Annotated in this window: 25 protein-coding genes; 11 read left to right on the top strand and 14 right to left on the bottom strand. The window is 65.9% G+C overall.

The annotated features are described in order from the left end of the window. Nucleotides 1-42 precede the first annotated feature (42 nt). Together ABIE08_RS00210 and ABIE08_RS00205 are read right to left on the bottom strand one after the other, a co-directional pair. On the bottom strand, nucleotides 43-525 hold the full coding sequence (locus ABIE08_RS00210; RefSeq protein WP_354547866.1) for a peroxiredoxin: 483 nt from the start codon (nucleotides 523-525) through the stop codon (nucleotides 43-45). Nucleotides 526-615: 90 nt separating this feature from the next. Further along, nucleotides 616-1,428 carry a protein-disulfide reductase DsbD domain-containing protein gene (locus ABIE08_RS00205; RefSeq protein ID WP_354547864.1) on the bottom strand — a complete coding sequence of 271 codons (813 nt, stop codon included), beginning with the start codon at nucleotides 1,426-1,428 and terminating at the stop codon, nucleotides 616-618. A 155-nt stretch (nucleotides 1,429-1,583) separates the two neighbouring features. On the opposite strand from ABIE08_RS00205, the gene ABIE08_RS00200 reads away from it, so the two are divergent. Next, on the top strand, nucleotides 1,584-2,195 hold the full coding sequence (locus tag ABIE08_RS00200; RefSeq protein WP_354547862.1) for a YqgE/AlgH family protein: 612 nt from the start codon (nucleotides 1,584-1,586) through the stop codon (nucleotides 2,193-2,195). Between the two features lie 6 nt (nucleotides 2,196-2,201). On the opposite strand, the gene ABIE08_RS00195 is transcribed toward ABIE08_RS00200, so the two are convergent. The 8 genes from ABIE08_RS00195 to coxB form a co-directional block, all read right to left on the bottom strand. Next, on the bottom strand, nucleotides 2,202-2,963 hold the full coding sequence (locus tag ABIE08_RS00195) for an SURF1 family protein (protein WP_354547860.1): 762 nt from the start codon (nucleotides 2,961-2,963) through the stop codon (nucleotides 2,202-2,204). Between the two features lie 31 nt (nucleotides 2,964-2,994). Next, nucleotides 2,995-3,396, bottom strand: a complete 402-nt coding sequence (locus ABIE08_RS00190) for a DUF983 domain-containing protein (RefSeq protein ID WP_354547858.1) — start codon at nucleotides 3,394-3,396, stop codon at nucleotides 2,995-2,997. 89 nt (nucleotides 3,397-3,485) lie between these two features. Then, nucleotides 3,486-4,325, bottom strand: coding sequence for a cytochrome c oxidase subunit 3 (locus ABIE08_RS00185; protein ID WP_354547856.1), 840 nt, complete (start codon nucleotides 4,323-4,325; stop codon nucleotides 3,486-3,488). Nucleotides 4,326-4,346: 21 nt separating this feature from the next. Further along, nucleotides 4,347-4,940, bottom strand: a complete 594-nt coding sequence (locus tag ABIE08_RS00180) for a cytochrome c oxidase assembly protein (RefSeq protein WP_354547855.1) — start codon at nucleotides 4,938-4,940, stop codon at nucleotides 4,347-4,349. A gap of 9 nt (nucleotides 4,941-4,949) precedes the next feature. Then, nucleotides 4,950-5,111 carry a hypothetical protein gene (locus ABIE08_RS00175; RefSeq protein ID WP_354547853.1) on the bottom strand — a complete coding sequence of 54 codons (162 nt, stop codon included), beginning with the start codon at nucleotides 5,109-5,111 and terminating at the stop codon, nucleotides 4,950-4,952. Between the two features lie 11 nt (nucleotides 5,112-5,122). Further along, nucleotides 5,123-6,055 carry a heme o synthase gene (locus ABIE08_RS00170; protein WP_354547851.1) on the bottom strand — a complete coding sequence of 311 codons (933 nt, stop codon included), beginning with the start codon at nucleotides 6,053-6,055 and terminating at the stop codon, nucleotides 5,123-5,125. A gap of 60 nt (nucleotides 6,056-6,115) precedes the next feature. Next, nucleotides 6,116-7,738: a cytochrome c oxidase subunit I gene (gene ctaD / locus ABIE08_RS00165; RefSeq protein WP_354547850.1), complete on the bottom strand. Its 1,623-nt coding sequence runs from the start codon at nucleotides 7,736-7,738 to the stop codon at nucleotides 6,116-6,118. Between the two features lie 87 nt (nucleotides 7,739-7,825). After that, nucleotides 7,826-8,761, bottom strand: coding sequence for a cytochrome c oxidase subunit II (coxB, locus tag ABIE08_RS00160; protein WP_396307393.1), 936 nt, complete (start codon nucleotides 8,759-8,761; stop codon nucleotides 7,826-7,828). A gap of 374 nt (nucleotides 8,762-9,135) precedes the next feature. Here coxB and ABIE08_RS00155 point away from each other — a divergent pair, with 374 nt between their 5' ends. Both ABIE08_RS00155 and ABIE08_RS00150 read left to right on the top strand, forming a co-directional pair. Then, nucleotides 9,136-9,606: an invasion associated locus B family protein gene (locus ABIE08_RS00155; RefSeq protein WP_354551507.1), complete on the top strand. Its 471-nt coding sequence runs from the start codon at nucleotides 9,136-9,138 to the stop codon at nucleotides 9,604-9,606. A 17-nt stretch (nucleotides 9,607-9,623) separates the two neighbouring features. Beyond that, nucleotides 9,624-10,235 (top strand): pyridoxamine 5'-phosphate oxidase family protein, encoded by a 612-nt coding sequence (locus ABIE08_RS00150; protein WP_354547848.1) that lies wholly within the window; start codon nucleotides 9,624-9,626, stop codon nucleotides 10,233-10,235. A gap of 184 nt (nucleotides 10,236-10,419) precedes the next feature. Here the strand turns inward: ABIE08_RS00150 and ABIE08_RS00145 are convergent, their stop codons facing one another. Continuing rightward, the gene (locus tag ABIE08_RS00145) at nucleotides 10,420-11,691 is read right to left on the bottom strand and encodes a 3-phosphoshikimate 1-carboxyvinyltransferase (RefSeq protein ID WP_354547846.1); all 1,272 of its coding nucleotides are present in this window, start codon (nucleotides 11,689-11,691) and stop codon (nucleotides 10,420-10,422) included. A 204-nt stretch (nucleotides 11,692-11,895) separates the two neighbouring features. Between ABIE08_RS00145 and ABIE08_RS00140 the strand changes: the two genes are divergently transcribed. Both ABIE08_RS00140 and tldD read left to right on the top strand, forming a co-directional pair. After that, the gene (locus ABIE08_RS00140; RefSeq protein ID WP_354547845.1) at nucleotides 11,896-12,252 is read left to right on the top strand and encodes a lysozyme inhibitor LprI family protein; all 357 of its coding nucleotides are present in this window, start codon (nucleotides 11,896-11,898) and stop codon (nucleotides 12,250-12,252) included. 81 nt (nucleotides 12,253-12,333) lie between these two features. Then, the gene (gene tldD / locus ABIE08_RS00135) at nucleotides 12,334-13,758 is read left to right on the top strand and encodes a metalloprotease TldD (protein WP_354547843.1); all 1,425 of its coding nucleotides are present in this window, start codon (nucleotides 12,334-12,336) and stop codon (nucleotides 13,756-13,758) included. Nucleotides 13,759-13,973: 215 nt separating this feature from the next. Here tldD and pdxH read toward each other — a convergent pair whose 3' ends face one another. Beyond that, complete coding sequence (gene pdxH / locus ABIE08_RS00130) at nucleotides 13,974-14,576, bottom strand: pyridoxamine 5'-phosphate oxidase (RefSeq protein WP_354547841.1); 603 nt, start codon at nucleotides 14,574-14,576, stop codon at nucleotides 13,974-13,976. A gap of 153 nt (nucleotides 14,577-14,729) precedes the next feature. On the opposite strand from pdxH, the gene ABIE08_RS00125 reads away from it, so the two are divergent. Both ABIE08_RS00125 and ABIE08_RS00120 read left to right on the top strand, forming a co-directional pair. After that, nucleotides 14,730-15,143 carry an RT0821/Lpp0805 family surface protein gene (locus ABIE08_RS00125; RefSeq protein ID WP_354547840.1) on the top strand — a complete coding sequence of 138 codons (414 nt, stop codon included), beginning with the start codon at nucleotides 14,730-14,732 and terminating at the stop codon, nucleotides 15,141-15,143. Nucleotides 15,144-15,256: 113 nt separating this feature from the next. Further along, nucleotides 15,257-16,240, top strand: a complete 984-nt coding sequence (locus tag ABIE08_RS00120; protein ID WP_354547838.1) for a DnaJ C-terminal domain-containing protein — start codon at nucleotides 15,257-15,259, stop codon at nucleotides 16,238-16,240. 88 nt (nucleotides 16,241-16,328) lie between these two features. Here the strand turns inward: ABIE08_RS00120 and ABIE08_RS00115 are convergent, their stop codons facing one another. Further along, on the bottom strand, nucleotides 16,329-17,315 hold the full coding sequence (locus ABIE08_RS00115; RefSeq protein WP_354547836.1) for an L-threonylcarbamoyladenylate synthase: 987 nt from the start codon (nucleotides 17,313-17,315) through the stop codon (nucleotides 16,329-16,331). Between the two features lie 220 nt (nucleotides 17,316-17,535). Between ABIE08_RS00115 and ABIE08_RS00110 the strand changes: the two genes are divergently transcribed. The 4 genes from ABIE08_RS00110 (at nucleotide 17,536) to ABIE08_RS00095 (ending at nucleotide 20,626) form a co-directional block, all read left to right on the top strand. Then, the gene (locus ABIE08_RS00110) at nucleotides 17,536-18,285 is read left to right on the top strand and encodes an enoyl-CoA hydratase-related protein (protein WP_354547834.1); all 750 of its coding nucleotides are present in this window, start codon (nucleotides 17,536-17,538) and stop codon (nucleotides 18,283-18,285) included. 49 nt (nucleotides 18,286-18,334) lie between these two features. Further along, a complete protein-coding gene (locus ABIE08_RS00105; RefSeq protein WP_354547832.1) occupies nucleotides 18,335-19,264 on the top strand; it encodes a histone deacetylase family protein in 930 nt (309 codons plus the stop codon). 79 nt (nucleotides 19,265-19,343) lie between these two features. After that, entirely contained in the window at nucleotides 19,344-19,592 is a 249-nt protein-coding gene (locus ABIE08_RS00100) for an exodeoxyribonuclease VII small subunit (RefSeq protein WP_354547830.1), read from the top strand. 104 nt (nucleotides 19,593-19,696) lie between these two features. Further along, on the top strand, nucleotides 19,697-20,626 hold the full coding sequence (locus ABIE08_RS00095; protein ID WP_354547829.1) for a pirin family protein: 930 nt from the start codon (nucleotides 19,697-19,699) through the stop codon (nucleotides 20,624-20,626). A 283-nt stretch (nucleotides 20,627-20,909) separates the two neighbouring features. Here ABIE08_RS00095 and murB read toward each other — a convergent pair whose 3' ends face one another. Beyond that, on the bottom strand, nucleotides 20,910-21,920 hold the full coding sequence (murB, locus tag ABIE08_RS00090; protein ID WP_354547827.1) for a UDP-N-acetylmuramate dehydrogenase: 1,011 nt from the start codon (nucleotides 21,918-21,920) through the stop codon (nucleotides 20,910-20,912). Between the last annotated feature and the right edge of the window lie 100 nt (nucleotides 21,921-22,020).

Here is a 22,020-nt window from a genome sequence, read left to right as displayed (position 1 = left end):
AGCTATGCCTAGCTAAAGGGTTTCCGCTACGGAAAGCAAGCCTTACAGCAGTTCGAGGATCGCCGCGGCGCCCGAGCCGGTCACGCCGCCGGCTTCCTCGACGTTCAGCGTCTTGACCACGCCGTCCTCGACGATCATGGCATAGCGCTTGGAGCGCAGGCCAAGCCCGTTGGCCGAGAGGTCGAATTCCAGGCCGATCGCCTTGGTGAAATCGCCGGAGCCGTCGGCGAGGAACACGATCTTGTCCTCGGCGCCGGTGGCCTTGGCCCAGGCGCCCATGACGAAGTGGTCGTTCACGGCAACGACGGCGATGGTGTCGACGCCCTTGGCCTTGATGGCGGCCGCCTGGTCGATATAGCCCGGCAGGTGGTTCTTGTGGCAGGTGGGCGTGAAGGCGCCGGGAACCGCGAACAGCACGACCTTCTTGCCGGCGAAGATGTCCGCGTCCGTCTTTTCGACGGCGCCGTCCGCCGTCATGACCCGGAATTTCGCTGCCGGAATGCGATCGCCAACCGAGATTGTCATCTCGTGCTCCATGAATTGCTGTGTGGGTGGGTGAATGTCAGGCGGGAACACCGCGCGAGGCAGGGTTCCCGGAAAGCTAGCGTGGCGACGTTACGGCCTGGCGTCGCCCGCGTCGAGCGTGAAAGTCCGGCTCGTCGCGCCGCCCTCGCCCTTCAGCGTCAAGCGGATCTGCGAGCCGTCGATCCTTCCGGCGGCGGAGCGTCGGTCGACGACGAAACGGAAGCCCGGCTGGCCGGCTTCGCCCGCGACCGGCTTGGGCTGGCCGGCAAACCAGTCGCCCGGGGTCTCGACGAACAGCACCGCCTTATCCGGCTGGCTGCCGGCAAAGGTCGCCTCGAACTCCGGCTTCTGGTCCGGCCCGCCGACGCGCTTCAGCGCGAGCAGTTCGAATTCGCCCGGCTTGCCGGGTCCCGGCACCGCCGCGCGCGCCGTGGCGACGAGCGTACTGGCGACGGGATCGCCGTCCTTGGGCGCGACATCGACCGAGGTGCGGAGATTGACCGGGATGCAGATCTCCTCGCAGATCCCGATATCCATCGTCACATCCAGCGTCACCGGCTTGGCGGCGTCGGCCACGGTGAAGCGGACTGGAAGCACGACCCGGTCGTGATAGACATTCGAGGCGGCATAGCCGTCGTCATAGCGCTCGGGCGCCGGGAAATCGACCGCGGCCGCCTTGGCGTTGCTGGAACCCGAGAAATCGAACTGCGGCGGTACGCCGGCGTCGCCGGGCGAACGCCAATAGGTCTTCCAGCCCGGCGCGAGCTCGATCTCGATCGCGCCGTCCAGGATTCCACCGGCCGAAGGGGGCGCGGCGACGAGGCGCGCGCGGACCTTGTCGGTGGAAACCCACGGTCCCATGGCCGCCCAGACAGGCTGGGAAATGACGGCGAAAAGGCCCACAAGAATGAGTCGTCGGATGCACATTGTGACAGGCTACCGGTGCTTTTGGGCAATCTCCAGACCGGCTCAAGGCAGCCCGATCATTTGTTCGTGTGCCCTCGGAGCGATCGCGGCGCAGTCTTTTCTTTTGGTCCGCCCGTGCTAGGCTTGCTCCCATGATCGAGAAACCGCACCGCGCGCCGGTCGAGCCCAGCTATCTCGACGGGCAGTTCCTGATCGCCATGCCGAGCATGGAAGATGGACGCTTCGCCCGCTCCGTCGTCTATATCTGCGCCCATTCCGCCGATGGCGCGATGGGCATCGTGATCAACCAGATCGCGCCGCAGATCGATTTCGTCGACCTGCTAATCCAGCTCGACATCATCCCGGACGGCCCCGAAATCCGCCTGCCTGCCAGGGCCAACCGCATGATCGTGCAGCGCGGCGGCCCGGTGGAAACCGGGCGCGGTTTTGTGCTGCACAGCGCCGACTATTTCATCGAGAACTCGACGCTGCCGATCGCCGAGAATGTCTGCCTCACCGCGACGCTGGATATCCTGAAGGCGATCGTCGCCGGCTCGGGCCCGCGAAGCGCCATGCTGGCGCTTGGCTATGCCGGCTGGGCGCGGGGCCAGCTGGAGGCGGAGATCCAGCAGAATGGCTGGCTGCACTGCGAGGCGCCGGCCGACCTGATCTTCGATCCGGAACTATCGACCAAGTATGATCGCGCCATGGCGCTGCTGGGCGTCGACCTCGCCATGCTCTCGGACGAGGCCGGGCACGGCTGAGGCCTGTTAGTCCCGGCGCTTCAGCACGCCGCGCGCATAGGCGATGAAGACGCCGACAAGCGCCAGCGCCAGCCCGAACCACGTCACGACATATTGGAGATGGTTGTTGCTGAACGTGACGGTGGTCTCGCCGCCCTGCGGTAGCCCGCCGGGATTGGGCGTCGCGTCGGCGTCGATCGTGTAGGGCGCGACCTTGTCCGCAGGCAGGCCGGCGCGGCCCGCGAACTTGTCCGGCTGGCGGGCGAACCATTGCTGGCTCGTCTCCTTGGCGGAGGCCTGGAAGCGGCCCGGCGTCTCGGGCCGGCGCAGCAGGCCGGTGACAGTAACACGGCCCGGAACCTGTCCCGCGGGGCGTGTGGAGGCCTGTTCTTTCTCGACGGGCACGAAGCCCCGGTTCACATAGACGATCCAGCCCTCATCGGTCCGGAGCGGCGTGAACACGAACCACCCGACACCGCCGACCGGCCCGCGCGGCTCCATCAGCGAATTGTAGAGATGTGCCTCAGCGTCGTGCAGGAACTCGCCCGATACGGTCACCGGCGTGTAGTCCGCCTCGGTCAGGTCGAGCGACTGCCAGCGGTCCGGACCGGGCGCCGGCACCGGCGCCTCCTTCAACCGGCTGTCGACCTGCGCGATCAGCGCTTCCTTCCAGTGCAGGCGTCGTACCTGCCACATGCCCAGCGAGCACAGAAGGGCAAAGACCACGGCCGTGGCGATCGCGGGCACGATCAGCTTGCGCAGGGGAGAGCGGCGGGACGTTTCAGGCATGGATCTATCAGACATGGACGGCGGTGCCGGGTCAGCCCTGCTCGAGCCGCCCCTCCTCCGCCTTGTGGCGATACTGGATCGCGATCATCAGCCCCTTCAGTGGCCGCAGCAGCCCGAGCGCCAGGACGACGACGAGCGGGATCCAGAGCAAGGCATGGACCCAGAAGGGCGGCTGGAAGGTGAATTCGACGTAGAGCGCCAGGAAGGCGACGATGAAGCCGACGATCAGCATGATGAAGACGGCCGGGCCGTCGCCCGCGTCGCTGAAGGAATAGTCGAGGCCGCAATTGTTGCAGCGCGGCGCCACTTCGAGATAGCCGCTGAACAGGCGTCCCTCGCCGCAGCGCGGGCAGCGGCCGCGCAGGCCGGTGCTGGAAGGGGTCAGCGGCGGGTACAGCGCCTTGTCACGGTAGGGCGTGCCGGAATCGGACAAGGGTGGCTCCTGGAAACGCAGGCGGCACAATCGGGATCGCTGCGCCGCAAAGGAAACGGGCGGCCCGAGGCCGCCCGTCATGTCTGTTATCAGCCGCCGTGCATCGGCGCGCCCCAGCCGCCCCACACATAGATCGTGAAGAACAGGAAGAGCCAGACGACGTCGACGAAGTGCCAGTACCAGGCAGCCGCCTCCATGCCGAAATGCTCCTTCGGCGTGAACTGGCCGGCAAGCGCACGCAGCAGGCAGACGATCAGGAAGATCGTGCCGATGATGACGTGGAAGCCGTGGAAACCCGTCGCCATGAAGAAGGTGGCGCCGTAGATGTTGCCGCCGAACGAGAACGCGGCATGGGCATACTCATAGGCCTGGACGCAGGAGAAGATCAGTCCAAGCACGACGGTGCAGATCAGGCCCCACTTCAGGCCCTCGCGGTCGTTGTGCAGCAGGGCGTGATGCGCCCAGGTCAGCGTCGTGCCGGAGGTCAGCAGGATCAGCGTATTCAGCAGCGGCAGGTGCCAGGGATCGAACACCTCGATGCCCTTCGGCGGCCAATGGCCACCGGTGAAGGCATAGCGGCCGACATTCTGCGCTTCGCTGGCGAACAGGCTGGCGTCGAAGAAGGCCCAGAACCAGGCGACGAAGAACATCACTTCCGAGGCGATGAACAGGATCATGCCATAGCGCAGGTGCAACTGCACGACGCGCGTGTGATGGCCTTCCTGGCCCTCATGGATGACGTCGGCCCACCAGGCGTACATCGTATAGAGGACCATCAGCGTGCCGGGGATCAGCCACAGCATGGATCCGCCATGCATGTAGGTGATGCCGCCGAGCGCCAGCGCAAACGCGCCTGCCGAGGCCACGAAAGGCCAGGGGCTCGGATTGACGAGGTGATAGTCGTGGTGCTTGGCGTGGGCCTCAGCCATGGAGATGCTCCCCGGTCTTTCTCAAAGCGACTTTCCCGCGTCCTTCGCAGAGATCGCGGCGACGGGCGCCGGGGTCTGCTCGGAACTCGGGAAGAAGGTGTAGGACAACGTGATCGTGTCGATGTTGCGCGTCTGATAGTTGTCGACGATCGCAGGATCGATGAAGAAGGTGACCGGCATCTCGACCTTTTCGCCCGGCTTCAGCGTCTGCGACGTGAAGCAGAAACAGGCGATCTTGTTGAAATACTGCCCGGTGATATCAGGCGTGACGTTGAAGGCCGCGGTGCCGGTCGAGGTCCGGTCGGTGCGGTTTTCGGCGAAGAACTTGATCTCGTTGATCTGGCCAACCTTGACCTTGATCTGGCGCTGCTCCGGACGGAAGGCCCAGCCGATGCCGTTCGCGACATTGCCGTCGAAGCGCACCGTTACAGTGCGGTCCAGCGCCTTCTTGGGCGCCGAATCGGCGCGCACCGGGGTGCCGCCATAACCCGTCAGCTGGCAGAACATGCTGTAGAGCGGGACCGACGCGAAGGCCGCGCCGAGCATGGCCGCGACGAACACGCCACAGGCGGCCGCCGTCAAACCGTAGGACCGCCCCCGCGGCTTGTTGCTCATGTCAGACCCTCACAAAGGCCGGTTGAGAACAGCGCCGGGTCCCATCTTGACGATGGTGACCACGTAGAACAGCGCGACGAGACCGAACAGGACCGCGGCGATGGCAATCGAGCGGGCGCGCTGACGGCGCTTCTGTTCGTCGGTAAGCCGGATGCCGTCTTCTTCGTTCATGGCGATGTCCTTCATGCAACGAACCCCAGCAAGCCAAGGCAGCGTTCGACAAGCAGCATGGCGAAGAGCAGGAACAGATAGAGGATCGAGAAACCGAACAGGCGCTTGGCCGGGAGCATGGCCTTGTCGTCGTCGGTCATGCGGTAGACCCGCACGGCCAGGATGACGAAGCCGAGGCCGAGCGCCGAGGCCGCGACGCCATAGGCGAAGGAGGCGAAGCCGAGGATCGCCGGCAGAACGCCAATCGGCGCCAGCAGGATGGAGTAGATCAGGATCTGCTTGCGGGTCTCGGCCATGCCGGAGACGACCGGCATCATCGGTATGCCAGCGCGCTTGTAATCATCCGACTTGAACAGAGCCAGCGCCCAGAAATGGGGCGGCGTCCACATGAAGATGATCAGGAAAAGGATGATGCTCTCATAGCTGACGCTGCCGGTGACGGCGGCCCAGCCGACGATCGGCGGGAAGGCGCCCGCGGCGCCACCGATGACGATGTTCTGCTGCGTCGAGCGCTTCAGCCACATCGAGTAGATGACGACGTAGAAGAAGATGGTGAAGGCGAGCAGCGCGCCGGCGACCAGATTGACGAAGAGCGCTAGCAGGGCGACCGAGAAGCCGGCGAGCGTCAGGCCGAAGGCCAGCGCCTCACCCTCGGTGATCGTGCCCTTGGGAATCGGACGCGACTGGGTGCGCTTCATCACGCGGTCGATGTCGGCGTCGTACCACATGTTCAGCGCGCCGGAGGCGCCGGCGCCGATGGCGATGCAGAGCAGCGCCGTGAAGCCCAGCACCGGGTGGATGCCGCCCGGCGCCATCACCATGCCGACCAGCGCCGTGAAGACGACAAGCGACATCACACGCGGCTTCAGCAGCGCGAGGTAGTCGGATGGGCTAGCGAGATTGCCGGCCACGGTGTCGATCCGGTTCAGGGGCACGTCAGACATGGTGGTTCTAACTACTCAAAAAGGAGGGCCGGGACGCATCCCGGCCCCTGATCGTTGCGCTTAGTGCTTGGTTTCACCAATGCGCGGCAAGACTTCCCACTGGTGGAAGGGCGGCGGCGACGACAGCTGCCACTCGAGCGTCGTGGCACCCGAACCCCACGGATTGTTCGGAGCCGGGACCTTCTTCAGGAAGGCGTCGATGACGCCATAGAGGAAGATCGCCACGCCGAACATCGAGATGTAGGAGCCGATCGACGAGACGAAGTTCCAGCCCCAGAAGGCGTCCGGATAGTCTGCGTAGCGGCGCGGCATGCCATCGAGGCCGAGGAAATGCTGCGGGAAGAACACCAGGTTCACGCCAATGAACATCACCCAGAAATGCGCCTTGGCGATGGTGTCATTGTACATGTAGCCGAACATCTTCGGGAACCAGTAGTACCAGCCCGCGAAGATCGCGAACACGGCGCCCAGCGACAGCACGTAGTGGAAGTGGGCCACCACGAAATAGGTGTCGTGGAACGAGCGGTCGAGACCCGCATTCGCCAGCATGACGCCCGTCACGCCGCCGACGGTGAACAGGAAGATGAAGCCGATCGCCCAGAGCATCGGCGCCTTGAAGTCGATCGAGCCACCCCACATCGTCGCGATCCAGGAGAAGATCTTGATGCCGGTTGGCACCGCGATCACCATAGTGGCGGCGACGAAATAGGCCTGCGTCTCGAAGGAAAGGCCCGTCGTGTACATGTGGTGCGCCCACACGATGAAGCCGACGACGCCGATCGCGACCATGGCGTACGCCATGCCGATATAGCCGAAGATCGGCTTCTTCGAGAAGGTCGAGATGATGTGGCTGATCATGCCGAAGCCGGGCAGGATCAGGATGTACACTTCCGGGTGACCGAAGAACCAGAACAGGTGCTGGAACAGGATCGGGTCGCCGCCGCCTTCAGGCTTGAAGAAGGTGGTGCCGAAATTGCGGTCGGTCAGAAGCATGGTGATCGCGCCGGCGAGAACCGGAAGCGACAGCAGCAGCAGGAAGGCGGTGACGAGCACGGACCAGGCGAACAGCGGCATCTTGTGCAGCGTCATGCCCGGAGCGCGCATGTTGAAGATCGTGGTGATGAAGTTGATCGCACCGAGGATCGACGAGGCGCCCGAGATGTGCAGGGCGAGGATCGCGAAATCGACGGCAGGACCCGACGCGCCTTCCGGACCGGAGCCCGACAGCGGCGGATACATCGTCCAGCCACCACCGACGCCATGCTGACCCGTCGCGCTCGGCATGAAGAGCGAGATGATCAGCAGCAGCAGCGAGGGCGGCAGCAGCCAGAACGAGATGTTGTTCATGCGCGGGAACGCCATGTCCGGCGCGCCGATCATGATCGGCACCATCCAGTTGCCGAAACCGCCAATCATCGCGGGCATGACCATGAAGAAGATCATGACCAGGCCGTGCGCCGTGACGAAGGTGTTGAAGACGTAGGGGTTGCCGAAGATCTGCAGACCAGGCTGCTGAAGCTCCAGACGAATGCCGACCGACAACGCACCGCCGATGATACCCGCGACGATCGCGAAGATCAGGTACATCGTGCCGATGTCTTTATGGTTGGTCGAATAGACCCAACGACGCCAACCCGTCGGGTGGTCGTGGTGTTCAGCAGCGTGTGCAGCACCCGTGGCCATGGCCTGCTCCCTTTTCGTGTCCTGCGGCATCACGGCGCTGACGCGCCGGAGCCGATCAATTGCAATCCTGCGTCCCGGCGGCTGCCTTTAGCGGGCAGCCACCTCGACGGCGGTTTCCGAGGCCTTGGCGCCATTGTCCTTGGCAACCTTGTCCGAAGCGAGTGCCGCCGCGAGCGTCTTGTAGGCGCCGGGCAGGTCGTCCTTGGCCTGGGCGACCCAGGTCTTGAACTGGTCCGGCTTCACGACGCGGATGGCGATCGGCATGAAGGCATGGTTGGTGCCGCAAAGCTCGGAGCACTGGCCGTAATAGACACCCTCGCGCTCGGCCAGGAACCAGGTCTCGTTGAGACGGCCGGGCACGGCGTCGAGCTTCAGGCCGAAGGCCGGCAGCGCGAACGAATGGATCACGTCGGCGCCGATCACCTGGAGGCGAACGACCGTGCCGACCGGAACGACCATGTCGTTGTCGACGGCGAGCAGGCGCGGCTGGTTGACCGGATCGGTGCGATCCTTGTCCTCAAGCATGGTGGAATCGAAGGCGACGCCTTCATTGTCCGGATACTCGTAGTTCCAGTACCACTGCAGGCCGGTCGCCTTGATGGTCAGCGTCTTGGCCGGATCGTAGTTCTGCACGACGCGGGCCGGGTCTTCCTGCGCGAACAGCAGCGAGAAGGACGGGACCGAGATGCCGATCAGGATCAGGATCGGGGCAAGCGTCCAGACCACTTCGATCATCGTGTTGTGCGAGGTGCGCGAGGGCACCGGGTTCGCCTTCGCATTGAAGCGGAGGACGACATAGACGAGCAGGCCCAGAACGACGAGCACGACGATCGCCATGGCGATCGTGATGCCCAGATTAAACCGCTCGATCATATCCATGATCGGCGAGGCCGGCGTCTGCATCCACATCGCCCAAGGGGTCGGCTGGGCGGCCTGCGCCACACCCGTCAGCCCGCTCAATGCCGTCGCAGACGCTCCGCCGAGCGCCAAAAATGATCCGAGACGCGTGATCGCCTTCGTCACGTGTACACTCCCTGTCCATGCCTTAACGGCATCGAAGCCGATCAGCGCAACGAAGCTCGAAAAACGGCCTCCGTTGCGCCATTTTCCACAACACTATAGGCCGAAGGCGTTTTCTGCCATGCGGAGAGTTCGGATTCGGCCGAATATCGACCGAGACAAACCACATGCCCCTTTGCCTAGCAACGGGGGATCGTGAGATGAGATGCGGCAAATCGCGCTCGCCGAAGCGCCCCGCGAGGGTTACTGCGGCGAGCATCGTCGTGCATGGATGTGCGACAATTGTGAGAATCGAGGAGATCGCTCAGGTGAAGGTATTTCCGACTGTGCGTCTTGGCGCATTTCGTCCGTTGCGAATCGTTCTAAGCGCCCTGGCGATGGCGGCCCTGGCCGCTGCCATGCCCGTCGCGGCGTCCGCCCAGGGCGTCTCCAAGGGCATGCATGGCGATTGGGAAACGCGCTGCGACAAGCCCCCGGGCGCGCAGGGCGAAGTCTGCTCGATGATGCAGTTCGTGACCGCCGAGGACCGCGACAATGTCGGCCTCTCGGTCATCGTCCTGAAGACGGCGGACAAGAAGTCGAAGGTCATGCGGGTGCTGGCGCCGCTGGGCGTGCTCCTCCCCTCCGGCCTCGGCCTCAAGATCGACCAGAACGAGATGGGACGCGCCGGTTTCGTGCGCTGCCTGCCGGATGGCTGCCTCGCCGAGGTGATCCTCGACGACGACCTGATCGGCAAGCTGCGCAATGGCAAGACGGCTACCTTTGTCATCTTCCAGACACCGGAAGAAGGTATCGGCATCCCGATCTCGCTGACCGGCTTCGGTCCGGGGTTCGACGCCCTGCCCTAAGACGCTGAGAGTGCGACATGGCCCGGATTGAATCGCTCGAATCGCTGCGCGCCATCTATGGCGCGCCGAAGGGGCGATCCGTCGCCAAGCAACTCAACCAGCTCGACCGGCATTGCCGGTCGTTCATCGCGCTGTCGCCCTTCCTTGTTCTCGCCACTCAGGGCGCGGACGGCTTCGGCGACGCGACGCCGCGCGGCGATCATCCGGGCTTCGTCAGCGTGCTCGACGACAATACGCTGGTCATCCCCGACCGCCCCGGCAACAACCGGATCGACTCGCTCGCCAACCTGGTCGAACGGCCGAGCATCGGCCTGCTGTTCCTGATCCCCGGCGTCGACGAAACGCTACGCGTCAACGGCACGGCGGTGATCGATGACGACGAGACGCTGCGGGCCGCGCACATGGCGGACGGCAAGCTGCCGGCCACCGTCATGGTCGTCACCGTGCACGAAGCCTATCTGCAATGCGGCAAGGCGCTGATGCGCTCGAACCTCTGGGCCGACGAAAGCCGGATCGACCGCAGCCTCCTGCCCACGATGGGCGAGATGCTTCGGGATCACACCCGCTCCAGTGAGCCGCCTGAGACCCAGGCCGACATGCTCGCCCGCTACGCCAAGGCGCTGTATTGAGGCGGCCAGTCGCCAACGTTTTCCCACCTCTCCCTGAGGGAGAGGTCGACGGCCGCAGGCCGGCGGGTGAGGGTTTACGGCCTCACCGGATAGTCTCCTAAACCCTCACCCGGAGCTTCGCTCCGACCTCTCCCTCAGGGACAGGTGAGGAAGGCGCCCTTGCTTCTGGGCAGATGAACCTCCCTCAATCCGCGATCTTCACGCCAAGGCCGGTCAGCGCTTCCCAGTAGGTCGGGTAGGTCTTCGCCACGCAGCCGGGGTCGAGGATGGTGATGCCGCCGATCTTGATGCCGGCCAGCGCCAGGCTCATGGCGATGCGGTGGTCCGAATAGGTTTCGATGCGCGCCGGAAGCGTCTGCCCGGCGAGCGACGGATCGGAGGCCACGATGAGGTCGTCGCCCTCCTCCGTTCCGAGGCCCGGTCGGATACGCGAGAGCTCGGTCGCAACCGCCGCGACGCGGTCGCATTCCTTGACGCGCAGATTGGCGATGCCGACGAAACGCACCGGCGCGTTGTTGAAGGCGGCGAGCACGGCAATGGTCGGGATCGCGTCCTGCATCTGCGAGCCGTCGATGACGGCCGGCAGGTTCGGGAACTGGGCGATCACCTCGCGCGCCTTGGCGTCGGGCTGGGTAAAGGCATCGGACGGGACGCCGAGATCGATATGGCCGCCCGTCAGCACTTCCGCCGCCCAGAGATAGGTGGCGGCCGAGGCGTCGGGTTCGATGACGAAATCGGTGGCCTGGTATCCGGTCGGCTGGACGCGCCAGCTCGATGCGTCGATCTGCTCGACCTCACCGCCAAAAGCGCGCATCGCGGCGATCGTCAGATCGACATAGCCGCGCGCGCCGATCTCGCTGCCGGTCAGCGCCACCTCGATCGGGCCGTTGCCGAAGGCGGCCGCCATCAGCAGCGCCGAGACATACTGGCTCGACAGGCCGCCATCGATCTCGACCCGGCCGGAACCGAAGGTGCCGTTGCCCTGCACCGTGACCGGGGGATAGCCGCCGGCGTCCGACGCATCAATGCCGAGCGAGCGCAGCGCCTCGACCAGCGGGCCGATGGGGCGCTTGCGCATATGCGCGTCGCCATCGACGACGACGGTGCCCTCGACCAGCGTCACCGCCGCCGAAAGGAAGCGCATCGCCGTGCCGGCATTGCCGAGGAACAGCGGCTCGGCCGGCGGGGCGAGCCGGCCGGAACTGGTGACGATGAAGGTGGTGTCGTCCGGCTCCTCGACCGTGACGCCCATCGCCCGCAGGGCGCCGGCCATCAGCTTGGTGTCCAGGCTCTTGAGCGCACCGGTCAGGCGGCTGGTGCCCTTGGCGAGGGCGGCCAGTAGCAGGGCCCGGTTGGTGATCGACTTGGAGCCCGGCGGGGTGACCCGACCCTCGAGCGGCCCCGACACCGGAATAATCGTCAAAGCCTGCTTGTCGAGACCGAATGCCGTCGCCATGATTCGTCTTGTCCTTCTCGCCTGGAGATCGCGGCGCGTCGCGCTTCCGTGCGTCGCGCGGCCGGCGATCCCCCGTCCTGTTCCGTGCCGCAGCGTATGGGCCATTCGGGGGGCGAAACGCAATGGGGGACGGCATGCGGTTGGTTCTCGACAGGTGCCGGGCGTGCCATAAGGCACCGCCCGCTCAAGCAAAGGTCCATCGTCATGAAGCTTTCCTCTTTGATCGTCCTGACGATCCTCGGGCTCTCGGCCGCCGCTCCGGCGGAGGCCGCCAGCTTCAATTGCGCCAAGGCCGTCGCCCCTGACGAGGTGGCGATCTGCAGCAATCCGGAGCTGTCCGAGCGCGACACGGAAATGGCGGCGCTCTGGTTCGCCTACAATAAGGTCCCGATGATGATGGGCGCCAATGCGGCGCGGCGGGACGGCGCCACGGACTTCCTCAAGCTGCGGGCCGCCTGCGGCAGCGACACGGCGTGCCTCGGACGGGTTTATGAAGCGCGGATCACGGCGCTGCGGGCCGAGATCTCGCTGGCGATGGATGCGCTCGCCGGACAGCAATGAACAGGCAGAGGCCGGCAAGGGGGTGCGAAAGCGCGTGCGATCCCCTATTTCTGCTGCTTAGACACGAGCCCGGAGTTCCCCATGGCCGATGAACAGCTTTCCATTCTCGCGCGCGCCGGCCTCGACCGTGACGAAACCCGCACCGTCGTCGCCGAGGCGCTCTCCGGCGCCGATGATGGCGAGCTCTATCTCGAATACGCCCAGTCGGAGGGACTCGTCTTCGACAATGGCCGCCTTTCGGGCGCGAGCTTCGACACCCGCCAGGGTTTTGGCCTGCGCGCCGTCGCCGGCGAAGCGGTCGGCTATGCGCATGCCGGCGAAGTCTCGCTCGACGCGATCCGCCGCGCGGGCGATGCGGTCGCTTCGGTGAAGCGCGGCCATTCGGGCACGCTGGCCGAACCGCCCAAGGGCACCAACCGCGTGCTCTATACCGACGAGAACCCGCTCGGCAGCCCGAGCTTCGCCGAGAAGGTGAAGCTGCTGGAGGCGATCGACGCCTATGCCCGCGCGAAAGATCCGCGCGTGCGTCAGGTGAGTGCCTCGCTGGCCGGTTCGTGGCAGATCGTCGAGATCTTGCGTCCCGACGGCGTCTATCGCCGCGACATCCGCCCGATGGTGCGAGTCAGCGTCTCGATCATCGCCGGCGAAGGCGATCGGCAAGAGCAGGGCTCCTATGGCATGGGCGGGCGCGAAGGCTTCGGCCAGTTCGTGACCAGCGACCGCTGGCACCATGCCGTGGACGAGGCGCTGCGCCAGGCCCTGGTCAATCTCGAAGCCGTCCCCGCCCCCGCCGGCACCTTCGATGTCGTGCTCGGCCCCGGCTGGCCGGGCGTCATGCTGCATGAGGCGGTCGGCCATGGTCTCGAGGGCGATTTCAACCGTCGCGGCGAAAGCGCCTTCTCCGGCCTGATGGGCCAGCAGGTGGCCGCCAAGGGCGTCACCGTCATCGATGACGGCTCGATCATGGACCGGCGCGGCTCGCTTTCCTTCGACGATGAGGGCACGCCGACCCAGGCCACCACGCTGATCGAGGATGGCATCCTGGTTGGCTACATGCAGGACCGCCAGAACGCTCGCCTGATGGGCATGCAGCCGACCGGTAATGGTCGTCGGCAGTCCTATGCCCATGTGCCGATGCCGCGCATGACCAACACGATCATGAAGAGCGGCAAGGATGATCCGGCCGAGATCCTCGGCTCGGTCAAGAACGGCCTCTACATGGTGTCGTTCGGCGGCGGCCAGGTCGACATCACGAGCGGCAAGTTCGTCTTCGCCTGCACCGAGGGCTACCGGATCGAAAACGGCAAGATCGGCGCGCCGGTAAAGGGCGCGATGCTGATCGGCAATGGGCCGGATGCGATGAAGCGCGTCTCGATGGTGGGCAATGACATGGCGCTCGATCTCGGCATCGGCACCTGCGGCAAGAGCGGCCAGGGCGTTCCGGTCGGCGTCGGCCAGCCGACCATCCGCATCGACCAGATCACGGTCGGCGGCACGGCGACCTGACGGCCGGGTAATCCCTTTACGCGGCGGCGCGGGCGGGACGGGGAAGCACTCCCCGCTCCGGCGTCATCCCGGCGAAGGCCGGGATCCAGACACACTGCCAGCCGCCGAGAAGGCTGTGCGCGGCCTCCTACGACTGTGTTAATGGGCCCCGGCCTTCGCCGGGGCGACGTCCTGCACAACAATCGCAAATCGTGCGGCTGAAAGACGGCCCCAGCCTACGGATACAGCCGCTCGCTCTGCCACTCGCCCTCGCCCGGCACCGCGCGGCGGAAGACGACGCGGTCGTGCAGACGGAAGGCGCCGTCCTTCCAGAACTCGATCTGGACCGGCTTGATGCGGAACCCGGACCAGTGTGGCGGGCGCGGGATTTCGCCGATCGCATATTTGGCGGCCAGCGCCGCCACCGACTTTTCCAGCGCAAAACGCGATTCGAGCGGCTGCGACTGTTTCGAAGCCCAAGCGCCGAGACGGCTATGGCGGGCGCGCGTCGCGAAATAGGCGTCGGCCTCGGCATCGGTCACCGTCTCGACCAGGCCGCGAACCCGCACCTGCCGGCGCAGGCTCTTCCAATGGAAAAGCACGGCGGCCTTGGGAGTTGCGAGCAGTTCCCGGCCCTTGGCGCTGCCATAGTTGGTGTAGAAGACGATCCCGTTCTCGTCGAAATCCTTCATCAGCACCATGCGCACATCCGGCAACCCGTCGGGGTCGACGGTGGCCAGCGCCATGCCGTTCGGATCGTTGATTTCCGAGGCCTCCGCCTCCTTCAGCCAGCTGGCGAAAAGGGCGAACGGGTCCGTCGCGGCGGTGAAGTCACTCATCCTTAATCATCTTTTCCGATGCTGCGATCCGCAGAGCGTCCGCTGAGGATCATTCGTGCTGCTACGGGACAGACATATATCGACCGGACGGCATATGACCAGACAAGACGGGATCCACCGGGAATGCGAATGATTGGCCGAATAGGACCGATCATGCTGTGCGCGGGTCTGGCCGGCTGCGGTCTGACGCCGGGCGGCCCGGAAACCGACATCGATATGACCACCACGGGCTCGATCGCCCCGGCGGTCCCGGCCGCCAAGCGCACGGTCGTCGAAGCCGTGGACCCGTCCGACTGGGAGCATATCCGCCTGACGGCCTCGACCTTCATCTCCGGCTCCGCCAATGGCGACGTCATCGACTGGACCAATCCCGACACCGGCTCGAACGGCACGCTGTCGCCGGTCCGCGCCGCCCATGTCGAGCCGGATGGCCGCAACTGCCGCGCCTTCGCGCTCACCGTCAGCGATGTCCGAGGCATCCGCCGCTACAAGGGCGATGCCTGCCGGGCCACGGATGGCATGTGGCAGCTCTTCGAAGTCGTTCCCGAAGACAGCGCGCTCCTTTAGACTCCAATCCGAGTCGAGGCGATTGGAATCAATTCCTAGCCTCCCTATGTTATGGAGGGTTCCGGTGCCGCTGTTTGGGCCGGGACGAATCCTGCCCTTAGAGGGGGTTTCCCATGCGTGATCCATACCAGGTGCTCGGCGTCGAGAAGAAGGCGTCCGCGGCCGAGGTGAAGAAGGCGTTTCGCCGTCTCGCCAAAAAACACCATCCCGACCAGAATCCGGACGACTCCAAGGCCCAGGAGAAGTTTTCGGAGATCAATTCTGCCTATGAGATCCTCAGCGACGAGGAAAAGCGCGCCCAGTTCGACCGTGGCGAGATCGATGCCGAGGGCAAGCCCAAGTTCCAGGGCTTCGAAGGGTTCGATCCGCGCGGCGGCGCGGGCGCCGGTGCCGGCGCGCACAGCTTCCGCTGGTCGTCTGCCGGCGGCGCCGATGACATCCTGAACGATATTTTCGGCGGCTTTGCCGGCCAGGGCGGCGGCGGCTTCAGCAATTTTGGCGGCGGCCGGGCCGGCGGCTTCAGCGGCGCCGGCGCACGCGGCTCGTCGCAGGCCCGCTCGCGCGGCGAGGACGTCACCGCCACCGTTGGCGTGACGCTGGAACAGATCGCGCGCGACGAGAAGGTGCGCGTCGAACTGCCGACCGGGCGCACGCTGGAGATCGCCATTCCCGCCGGGACGCGGCCGGGACGGGTGATCCGCCTGCGCGGCCAGGGCTGGGCCAGCCCGACCGGCGGCCAGGCCGGCGACGCGCTCGTCACCGTCGAGTTCGTGCCGCACCCGCTGTTCAAGGTGGAGGGCGACGCGCTGCGCCTGGAGCTTCCGGTGACGCTGGATGAAGCGGTGCTGGGCGCCAAGGTGCGCGTCCCGACGCTGACCGGCTCGGGCACCATGACCATTCCGGCCCATTCGGATGGCGGCCGTGTGATGCGCCTGAAGGGCAAGGGCCTGCCGACCGCCGTGGGCGGCAATGGCGACCTGCTCGTCGCGCTCAAGATCGTGCTGCCGCCGGAGATCGATCCGGAATTCGAGGCGATGATGCGGCGCTGGCGCGAGACCAAGGCCTATTCGGCGCGCGGACCCGAGTTCGAAAGGTAGTTTTTTCGCCTGCCCTGATTCTTCTCCTCTCCCTCAGGGTGAGGTGAAGGATGGCAACGCGTCCTGCCTTTCGATCAATCCTGCCGCCTCACGGGCGCGGAGCAGCGGCGCGGCGAAGGCGGTCGACGATCGCCTCGCCGAGGCCGGTCGTCGGGATTGGCGCGACCGCGATGGTCGCGGCCTTGCCATCCAGCTCGCGCAGCGCCGAAAACAGACGCGCCGCCGCCTCGATCAGATCGCCGCGCTCGCTCAGATTGATCGTCACGGCCGCATTCTCGGCATGGCGCGGCAGTTCTAGCCCGAAGGCGAGCAGCGCCTCGCCGGGAAACACTTCCTCCACATCGAGCCGGACCATCGCGCCCGGCGCGTAATGCGAGGCCAGCTGCCCCGGCGCGGTCGGCGCTTCGGGATCCGTGAGGTCGACGATCGCCAGCGGCATGCCGGCGACCGCCCCGATAGCCTCGCGCGGCAATCCGCCCGCGCGAAGCAGCGCAAGTCCGGCCGGCGTGGCCGCGACGATGGTCGACTCGACGCCGACATGGCTCGGGCCGGCATCGAGCACGATCGCGACGGCGGATCCGAGATCTTCCGCGACATGGGCGGCGGTGGTCGCGCTGACATGGCCGGAGCGGTTGGCGCTGGGCGCCGCGACCGGCCGGCCGAACGCCTTCAAAAGCGCATGCGCGGCCGGGTGGGACGGCATGCGCACGGCCAGCGTGTCGAGCCCGGCGGTGGCGAGGTCGGATACGCCGGCGCCGGCGCGCTTCGGCAGAACCAGCGTCAGGGGACCCGGCCAGAACGCCTCGGCCAAGCGCCGCGAGACAGGATCGAACAGGACCAGCCGCTCCGCCGCTTCGAGATCCGCGACATGGGCGATCAGCGGGTTGAAGCTCGGGCGTCCCTTAGCGGCATAGATCCGGGCGACCGCTTCGCCATTGGTGGCGTCCGCCGCCAGGCCATAGACCGTTTCGGTCGGCATTCCGACAAGCTGACCAGCCCTGAGCGCCGCGATCGCCTCGCGCAGCGCGTCGTCGTCATCCGCCGGACGTATGTTGGAGGAATGATGCCTGGCCAATCCGGCCTCCCGAGCCAATTTTGCAGCGAAGCGCCAAAAGGCCCGTCGCGGCCGGGCAGTCAAGCCCTATCCGCCCTCGCCGCCCAAACCGCGGGGATCCGCCATGTGGCCGCGTCAATTGTAGGCAATTTTGAACATATGCTTTACTTCGCGGCAGGACCTGTCCAATTCTCCTCCGCCAACTAGCTAATGGGAAGGTGGGACCCGGATGAGCGAGAGCATGAGTTTGCCGATCGGTATCGAAGCGAAGGGCGGGATCACCGTCATTCGATTCGACAGACCGGAAACTCAGAATGCCCTGACCGTCGAGATGCTCACCACGATTTCGGACGCGCTTGTCCTCGGGGAACGGGACGGTCGCAACAAGGCCTTCGTCATCCTCGGTTCGCCGGGCGTGTTCTCCATCGGCAACGACCTTCGCGAGTTGATCCAGTTCGCCGATGAGGGACGCATCGACGAGAGCATCGCCCGCTTCCTCAAGACCATCGCCACCATCGAGAAGCCGCTGATCGCCGCCGTGGACGGGCTGGCGATGGGAATTGGCGCCACCATCCTGCTGCATTGCGACTATGTGGTCGCCAGCGAATGGTCGGCCTTCGAATCGAACTGCGTCGAGCTGGGCCTGATCCCGAGCGGCGGCTCGACGCTGCTCGCCGCGCGGCTGATGGGGCACCAGCGCGCCTTCGAATATCTCGTGCTCGGCGAGCGTTTCGACGTCGAGCGCGCCTTCCAGGCCGGGCTGGTCAACCGAATCGTTCCCGCCGCCGATGTCGAGAAAGCGGCGCTCGCCGTCGCCCGGAAGCTCGCCAGCCGCTCGATGGAATCGGCCGGCACCACCCGTCGCCTGATGCGCGGCGACCGGCGCGAGGTGCTGACCCGCATAGACCAGGAAATCGCCCAGATCCTCAATCGGCTACGTTCGCCCGTCGCACGCGACACGCTGGTTGCCTATATGCGCAAGAACCAATGACCGGCGCCGCCATTCGGTGGTCCGTCTGAAAATCGAATTCGGGACGCCCATGGCAACGCTGCTGATCCATCATCCGGTCTTCGCCGAGCACCTCGTGCCCTTCGGCCATCCGGAACGCCCCGAACGCATCCAGGCCGTCGAGGCGGCGCTCTCCGACGACCGCTTCGCGCCGCTGCTGCGCGAACAGGCGCGGATGGCGGATGTCGAGATGATCCTGCTCTGCCACCCGCTCTCCCATCTCGAGGCGATGCGCCATTACAGCCCCTCGGAGAGCATGATTCGCGTCGATGCCGACACGACGATGTCGCCGATGACGCTGGAAGCGGCGCTGATCGCCGTCGGCGGCGCCTGCCAGGCGGTCGATGCCGTGCTGGATGGCGACGCGAAGAACGCCTTCTGCGCGATGCGCCCGCCCGGCCACCATGCCGAGCCGGATCGCGCCATGGGCTTCTGCTTCTTCAACCAGGCGGCGATCGCCGCCCGCCACGCCCAGCGCGGCCACGGTCTCGAGCGCGTCGCTGTTGTCGACTGGGACGTGCATCACGGCAACGGCACGCAGGCGATCTTCTGGGACGATCCGTCCGTGCTCTACGCCTCGACCCACCAGATGCCGCTCTATCCCGGCACCGGCGGCGCGTCCGAGACAGGCGCCGGCAACATCTTCAACGCGCCGCTCGCGCCCGGTGCCGATGGCGCTGATTTCCGCCGTTCGTTCGAGACCGTGATCCTGCCGGCCCTCGACGCCTTCCGGCCGCAACTCATCATCATATCCGCCGGCTTCGACGCCCATTCGCGGGATCCGCTCGGCGAGTTGGAACTGGTCGAGGCCGATTTCGTCTGGGCGACCGAGCAGTTGATGGAGGTCGCGAATCGTCATTCGCATGGCCGCATCGTCAGCATCCTGGAGGGCGGCTACGACCTGAAGGCGCTCGCCGCCTCGACCGCCGCCCATGTCGAGACGCTGATGCGCGCCGGCTGACCGGCCGGGGCCGTGCACGGCTTGCATCGCGCGGCCCGATGGCCGAAAAGGTTCGCCGCACAATTCCGGAGACCAGCCCATGTCCGACGTTCAGACCGCCCTTGAAGGCCTCTCCTTCGAGAAGGCCCTGGCCGAGCTCGAGACCATCGTCGGCCATCTCGAGCGCGGCGACGTTCCGCTCGAAGAGTCGATCAAGATCTATGAGCGCGGCGAAGCGCTGAAGAAGCATTGCGAGGCACTGCTGAAGCAGGCCGAGACCAAGGTCGAGAAGATCCGCACCGGCGCCAACGGCCAGGCGACCGGCACCGAGCCGCTCGACGTCGAATAGGCCAGTCGGCGCTTTCGCTGAACAATCCGTCGCCGGAACGGCGTCTTTCGGCTCATACTCCGCCTCTCCATTATCGGCTCAACACCGAAGCCAAGGAGATTGCCATGAGCCGCCTGCCCGATATCGATCCGATCTTTGGCGACGCCGCCTCGAGCGACGCCATCGAACTCGTCGTCGTGCCGCGCACCGTCGACATTGGCGGCTTCGCGGTGAAGCGCGCCTTGCCGACGGCCAAGCGCCGCATGGTCGGGCCGTTCATTTTCCTCGACCAGATGGGCCCCGGCGAATTCCCGGCCGGCGAAGGTCTCGACGTGCGGCCGCATCCCCATATCGGGCTCGCGACCGTCACCTATCTGTTCGATGGCGAGATCGTGCACCGCGACTCGACCGGCGTCGAGATGGCGATCCAGCCGGGCGACGTGAACTGGATGACGGCCGGGCGCGGCATCGCGCATTCCGAGCGCTCCAGCCCGGAATTCCGCCATCGCGCCAATGACCGCAAGGTCGGCGGCCTGCAGACCTGGGTGGCGCTGCCGAAGGACCATGAAGAAGACGCGCCCGAGTTCCACCATCACGGCAAGGCCAACCTGCCCGTGGTCAGTGGCGATGGCGTCGACCTCCGGCTGATCCTGGGCTCCGCCTATGGCGAGACCTCGCCGGTGCAGACCTTCTCCGACACGATCTATGCCGACGTGGCGCTGCAGCCGGGCGGCCGCCTGCCGATCGACGCCGAGCATGAGGAACGCGCGCTCTACATCTTCGAGGGCGAGATCGAAATTGCCGGCGACGTGTTCGAGGCCGGGCGCCTGCTGGTGCTTCGCCCCGGCGACCGGATCAGCCTGACCGCGCGCAAGCCGACGCGGCTGATGCTGGTCGGCGGCGCGCCGATGGACGGGCCGCGCCACATCTGGTGGAATTTCGTCTCCTCGTCGAAAGACCGCATCGAGCAGGCCAAGAACGACTGGAAGCTCGGCCGCTTCGACAAGGTGTTTGGCGACGAGAGCGAGTTCATCCCGCTGCCCGAGGGGCCATAGGTTTCCCGCTCTAGTCGGCAAAACAGGGCTGCTCATCACCTTCCAGAGAGAGCGAGAGGTGATGGAAAGCGGCGTGTCAGGTTGCGGCGAACCGCCCCCCCACCCTCGGCGTCATCCCGGGCGGAGACCCGGGATCCATTCATCCGGGTTCTGGGGAGCTTCTCGCGGATCAGGGCTCGGCTGCATGGGTCCTCGCTTTCGCGAGGATGACGACGAGCGTGTTGGGTGTTGCGGAAAGGCTGGCCAAGCAACCGGAAAGGACTTCCCCGGCCGAGCCGAAGTCTCAGAGAAACACCGGTTCCTCGACCAGTTCCACGCCGAATTTCGCGCGCACGCCCGCCTTGATTTCCCCGGCCAGCGCGGTGATCTCGGCCGCCGAGCCGCCCCCATGGTTGACCAGGATCAGCGCATGGCGGTCATAGACGCCGACATGGCCGAGCCGGACGCCCTTGAAGCCGCTCTGCTCGACCAGCCAGGCGGCCGAGAGTTTGACCTGCCCATCGGGCTGCGGATAGCCACCGAGCTTCGGATAGTCGACCTTGAGCGCGTCGTGCTTGGCCGCCGGGACGATCGGGTTCTGGAAGAAGCTGCCGGCATTGCCGATCACCGCCGGATCGGGAAGTTTTCGCCCGCGCACGGCGACGACCTCGTTGAACACCGCTTCTGGCTCAACCGCCTCACCATGCTGGAAAATCGCGGCGATGTCGGGATAGCTCAGTACCGGCTGCCACGGGCGCGGCAGGCGGAACCGCACGCTCGTCACGATGTAGCGGCCAGGATGGTGCTTGAAGACGCTGTCACGATAGGCGAAGGCGCATGCGTCCTTGTCGAAGGTGACGAAGCGCTCCGTCTCGACGTCATAGGCGCGCAGGCTGTCGAACCGGTCCGCCAGTTCGATGCCATAGGCGCCGATGTTCTGGACGGGCGAGGCGCCGACTGTGCCCGGAATCAGGGCGAGGTTTTCGAGGCCCGGATGGCCCTCTTCCAGCGTCGAGCGGACGAAGCCATGCCAGTTTTCGCCCGCCGCCGCCTCGACGATCCAGGCATCGTCCCGCGTCTCGACCAGCCGGCGGCCCTGGCTGCGCATCAGCAGCGTCACGCCCTCGAAATCCGCGCTCAGCACGATGTTGCTGCCGCCGCCGAGAAGCCGGCGCGGCAGGCCCTGGAGGCGCGGATCGGCCAATGCCGCCACGAGATCGGCCTCGGAGCGGATCTCGACCGCGTAGCGGCTCCGGGCGCGGAAGCCGAAGCTGTTGCTGTCGTCGAGCGGGTAGTCGGTCAGTATCTCGGGCATTCTCGTTCCGGCAGAAGGGCTAAGCCGTCGGGTCGGCCCTTCCTATGGACGATCAGGCTGTCCGTGTCGATTCCGCCGGCGGCAAGGGTCCTCGCCGCTC

The organism is Kaistia defluvii (assembly GCF_040548815.1).
GTDB classification, from domain to species: Bacteria; Pseudomonadota; Alphaproteobacteria; order Rhizobiales; family Kaistiaceae; genus Kaistia; species Kaistia defluvii_A.
Note: the sequence above shows the minus strand (reverse complement) of the source record. Positions and strands in the feature narration are given on the sequence as shown.

Excerpts from the sequence above, each read along its gene's own strand:
- ABIE08_RS00100 (WP_354547830.1), top strand. The coding sequence starts at position 19,344 with ATGTCCGACGTTCAGACCGCCCTTGAAGGCCTCTCCTTCGAGAAGGCC.
- murB (WP_354547827.1), bottom strand. The coding sequence starts at position 21,920 with ATGCCCGAGATACTGACCGACTACCCGCTCGACGACAGCAACAGCTTC.
- ABIE08_RS00210 (WP_354547866.1), bottom strand. The coding sequence starts at position 525 with ATGACAATCTCGGTTGGCGATCGCATTCCGGCAGCGAAATTCCGGGTC.
- tldD (WP_354547843.1), top strand. The coding sequence starts at position 12,334 with ATGGCCGATGAACAGCTTTCCATTCTCGCGCGCGCCGGCCTCGACCGT.
- ABIE08_RS00120 (WP_354547838.1), top strand. The coding sequence starts at position 15,257 with ATGCGTGATCCATACCAGGTGCTCGGCGTCGAGAAGAAGGCGTCCGCG.
- ABIE08_RS00180 (WP_354547855.1), bottom strand. The coding sequence starts at position 4,940 with ATGAGCAACAAGCCGCGGGGGCGGTCCTACGGTTTGACGGCGGCCGCC.
- ABIE08_RS00170 (WP_354547851.1), bottom strand. The coding sequence starts at position 6,055 with ATGTCTGACGTGCCCCTGAACCGGATCGACACCGTGGCCGGCAATCTC.
- pdxH (WP_354547841.1), bottom strand. The coding sequence starts at position 14,576 with ATGAGTGACTTCACCGCCGCGACGGACCCGTTCGCCCTTTTCGCCAGC.
- ABIE08_RS00185 (WP_354547856.1), bottom strand. The coding sequence starts at position 4,325 with ATGGCTGAGGCCCACGCCAAGCACCACGACTATCACCTCGTCAATCCG.
- ABIE08_RS00155 (WP_354551507.1), top strand. The coding sequence starts at position 9,136 with ATGGCGGCCCTGGCCGCTGCCATGCCCGTCGCGGCGTCCGCCCAGGGC.
- ABIE08_RS00110 (WP_354547834.1), top strand. The coding sequence starts at position 17,536 with ATGAGTTTGCCGATCGGTATCGAAGCGAAGGGCGGGATCACCGTCATT.
- ABIE08_RS00150 (WP_354547848.1), top strand. The coding sequence starts at position 9,624 with ATGGCCCGGATTGAATCGCTCGAATCGCTGCGCGCCATCTATGGCGCG.
- ABIE08_RS00125 (WP_354547840.1), top strand. The coding sequence starts at position 14,730 with ATGCTGTGCGCGGGTCTGGCCGGCTGCGGTCTGACGCCGGGCGGCCCG.
- ABIE08_RS00145 (WP_354547846.1), bottom strand. The coding sequence starts at position 11,691 with ATGGCGACGGCATTCGGTCTCGACAAGCAGGCTTTGACGATTATTCCG.
- ABIE08_RS00195 (WP_354547860.1), bottom strand. The coding sequence starts at position 2,963 with ATGCCTGAAACGTCCCGCCGCTCTCCCCTGCGCAAGCTGATCGTGCCC.
- ABIE08_RS00200 (WP_354547862.1), top strand. The coding sequence starts at position 1,584 with ATGATCGAGAAACCGCACCGCGCGCCGGTCGAGCCCAGCTATCTCGAC.
- ABIE08_RS00175 (WP_354547853.1), bottom strand. The coding sequence starts at position 5,111 with ATGAACGAAGAAGACGGCATCCGGCTTACCGACGAACAGAAGCGCCGT.
- ctaD (WP_354547850.1), bottom strand. The coding sequence starts at position 7,738 with ATGGCCACGGGTGCTGCACACGCTGCTGAACACCACGACCACCCGACG.
- ABIE08_RS00140 (WP_354547845.1), top strand. The coding sequence starts at position 11,896 with ATGAAGCTTTCCTCTTTGATCGTCCTGACGATCCTCGGGCTCTCGGCC.
- ABIE08_RS00095 (WP_354547829.1), top strand. The coding sequence starts at position 19,697 with ATGAGCCGCCTGCCCGATATCGATCCGATCTTTGGCGACGCCGCCTCG.
- ABIE08_RS00105 (WP_354547832.1), top strand. The coding sequence starts at position 18,335 with ATGGCAACGCTGCTGATCCATCATCCGGTCTTCGCCGAGCACCTCGTG.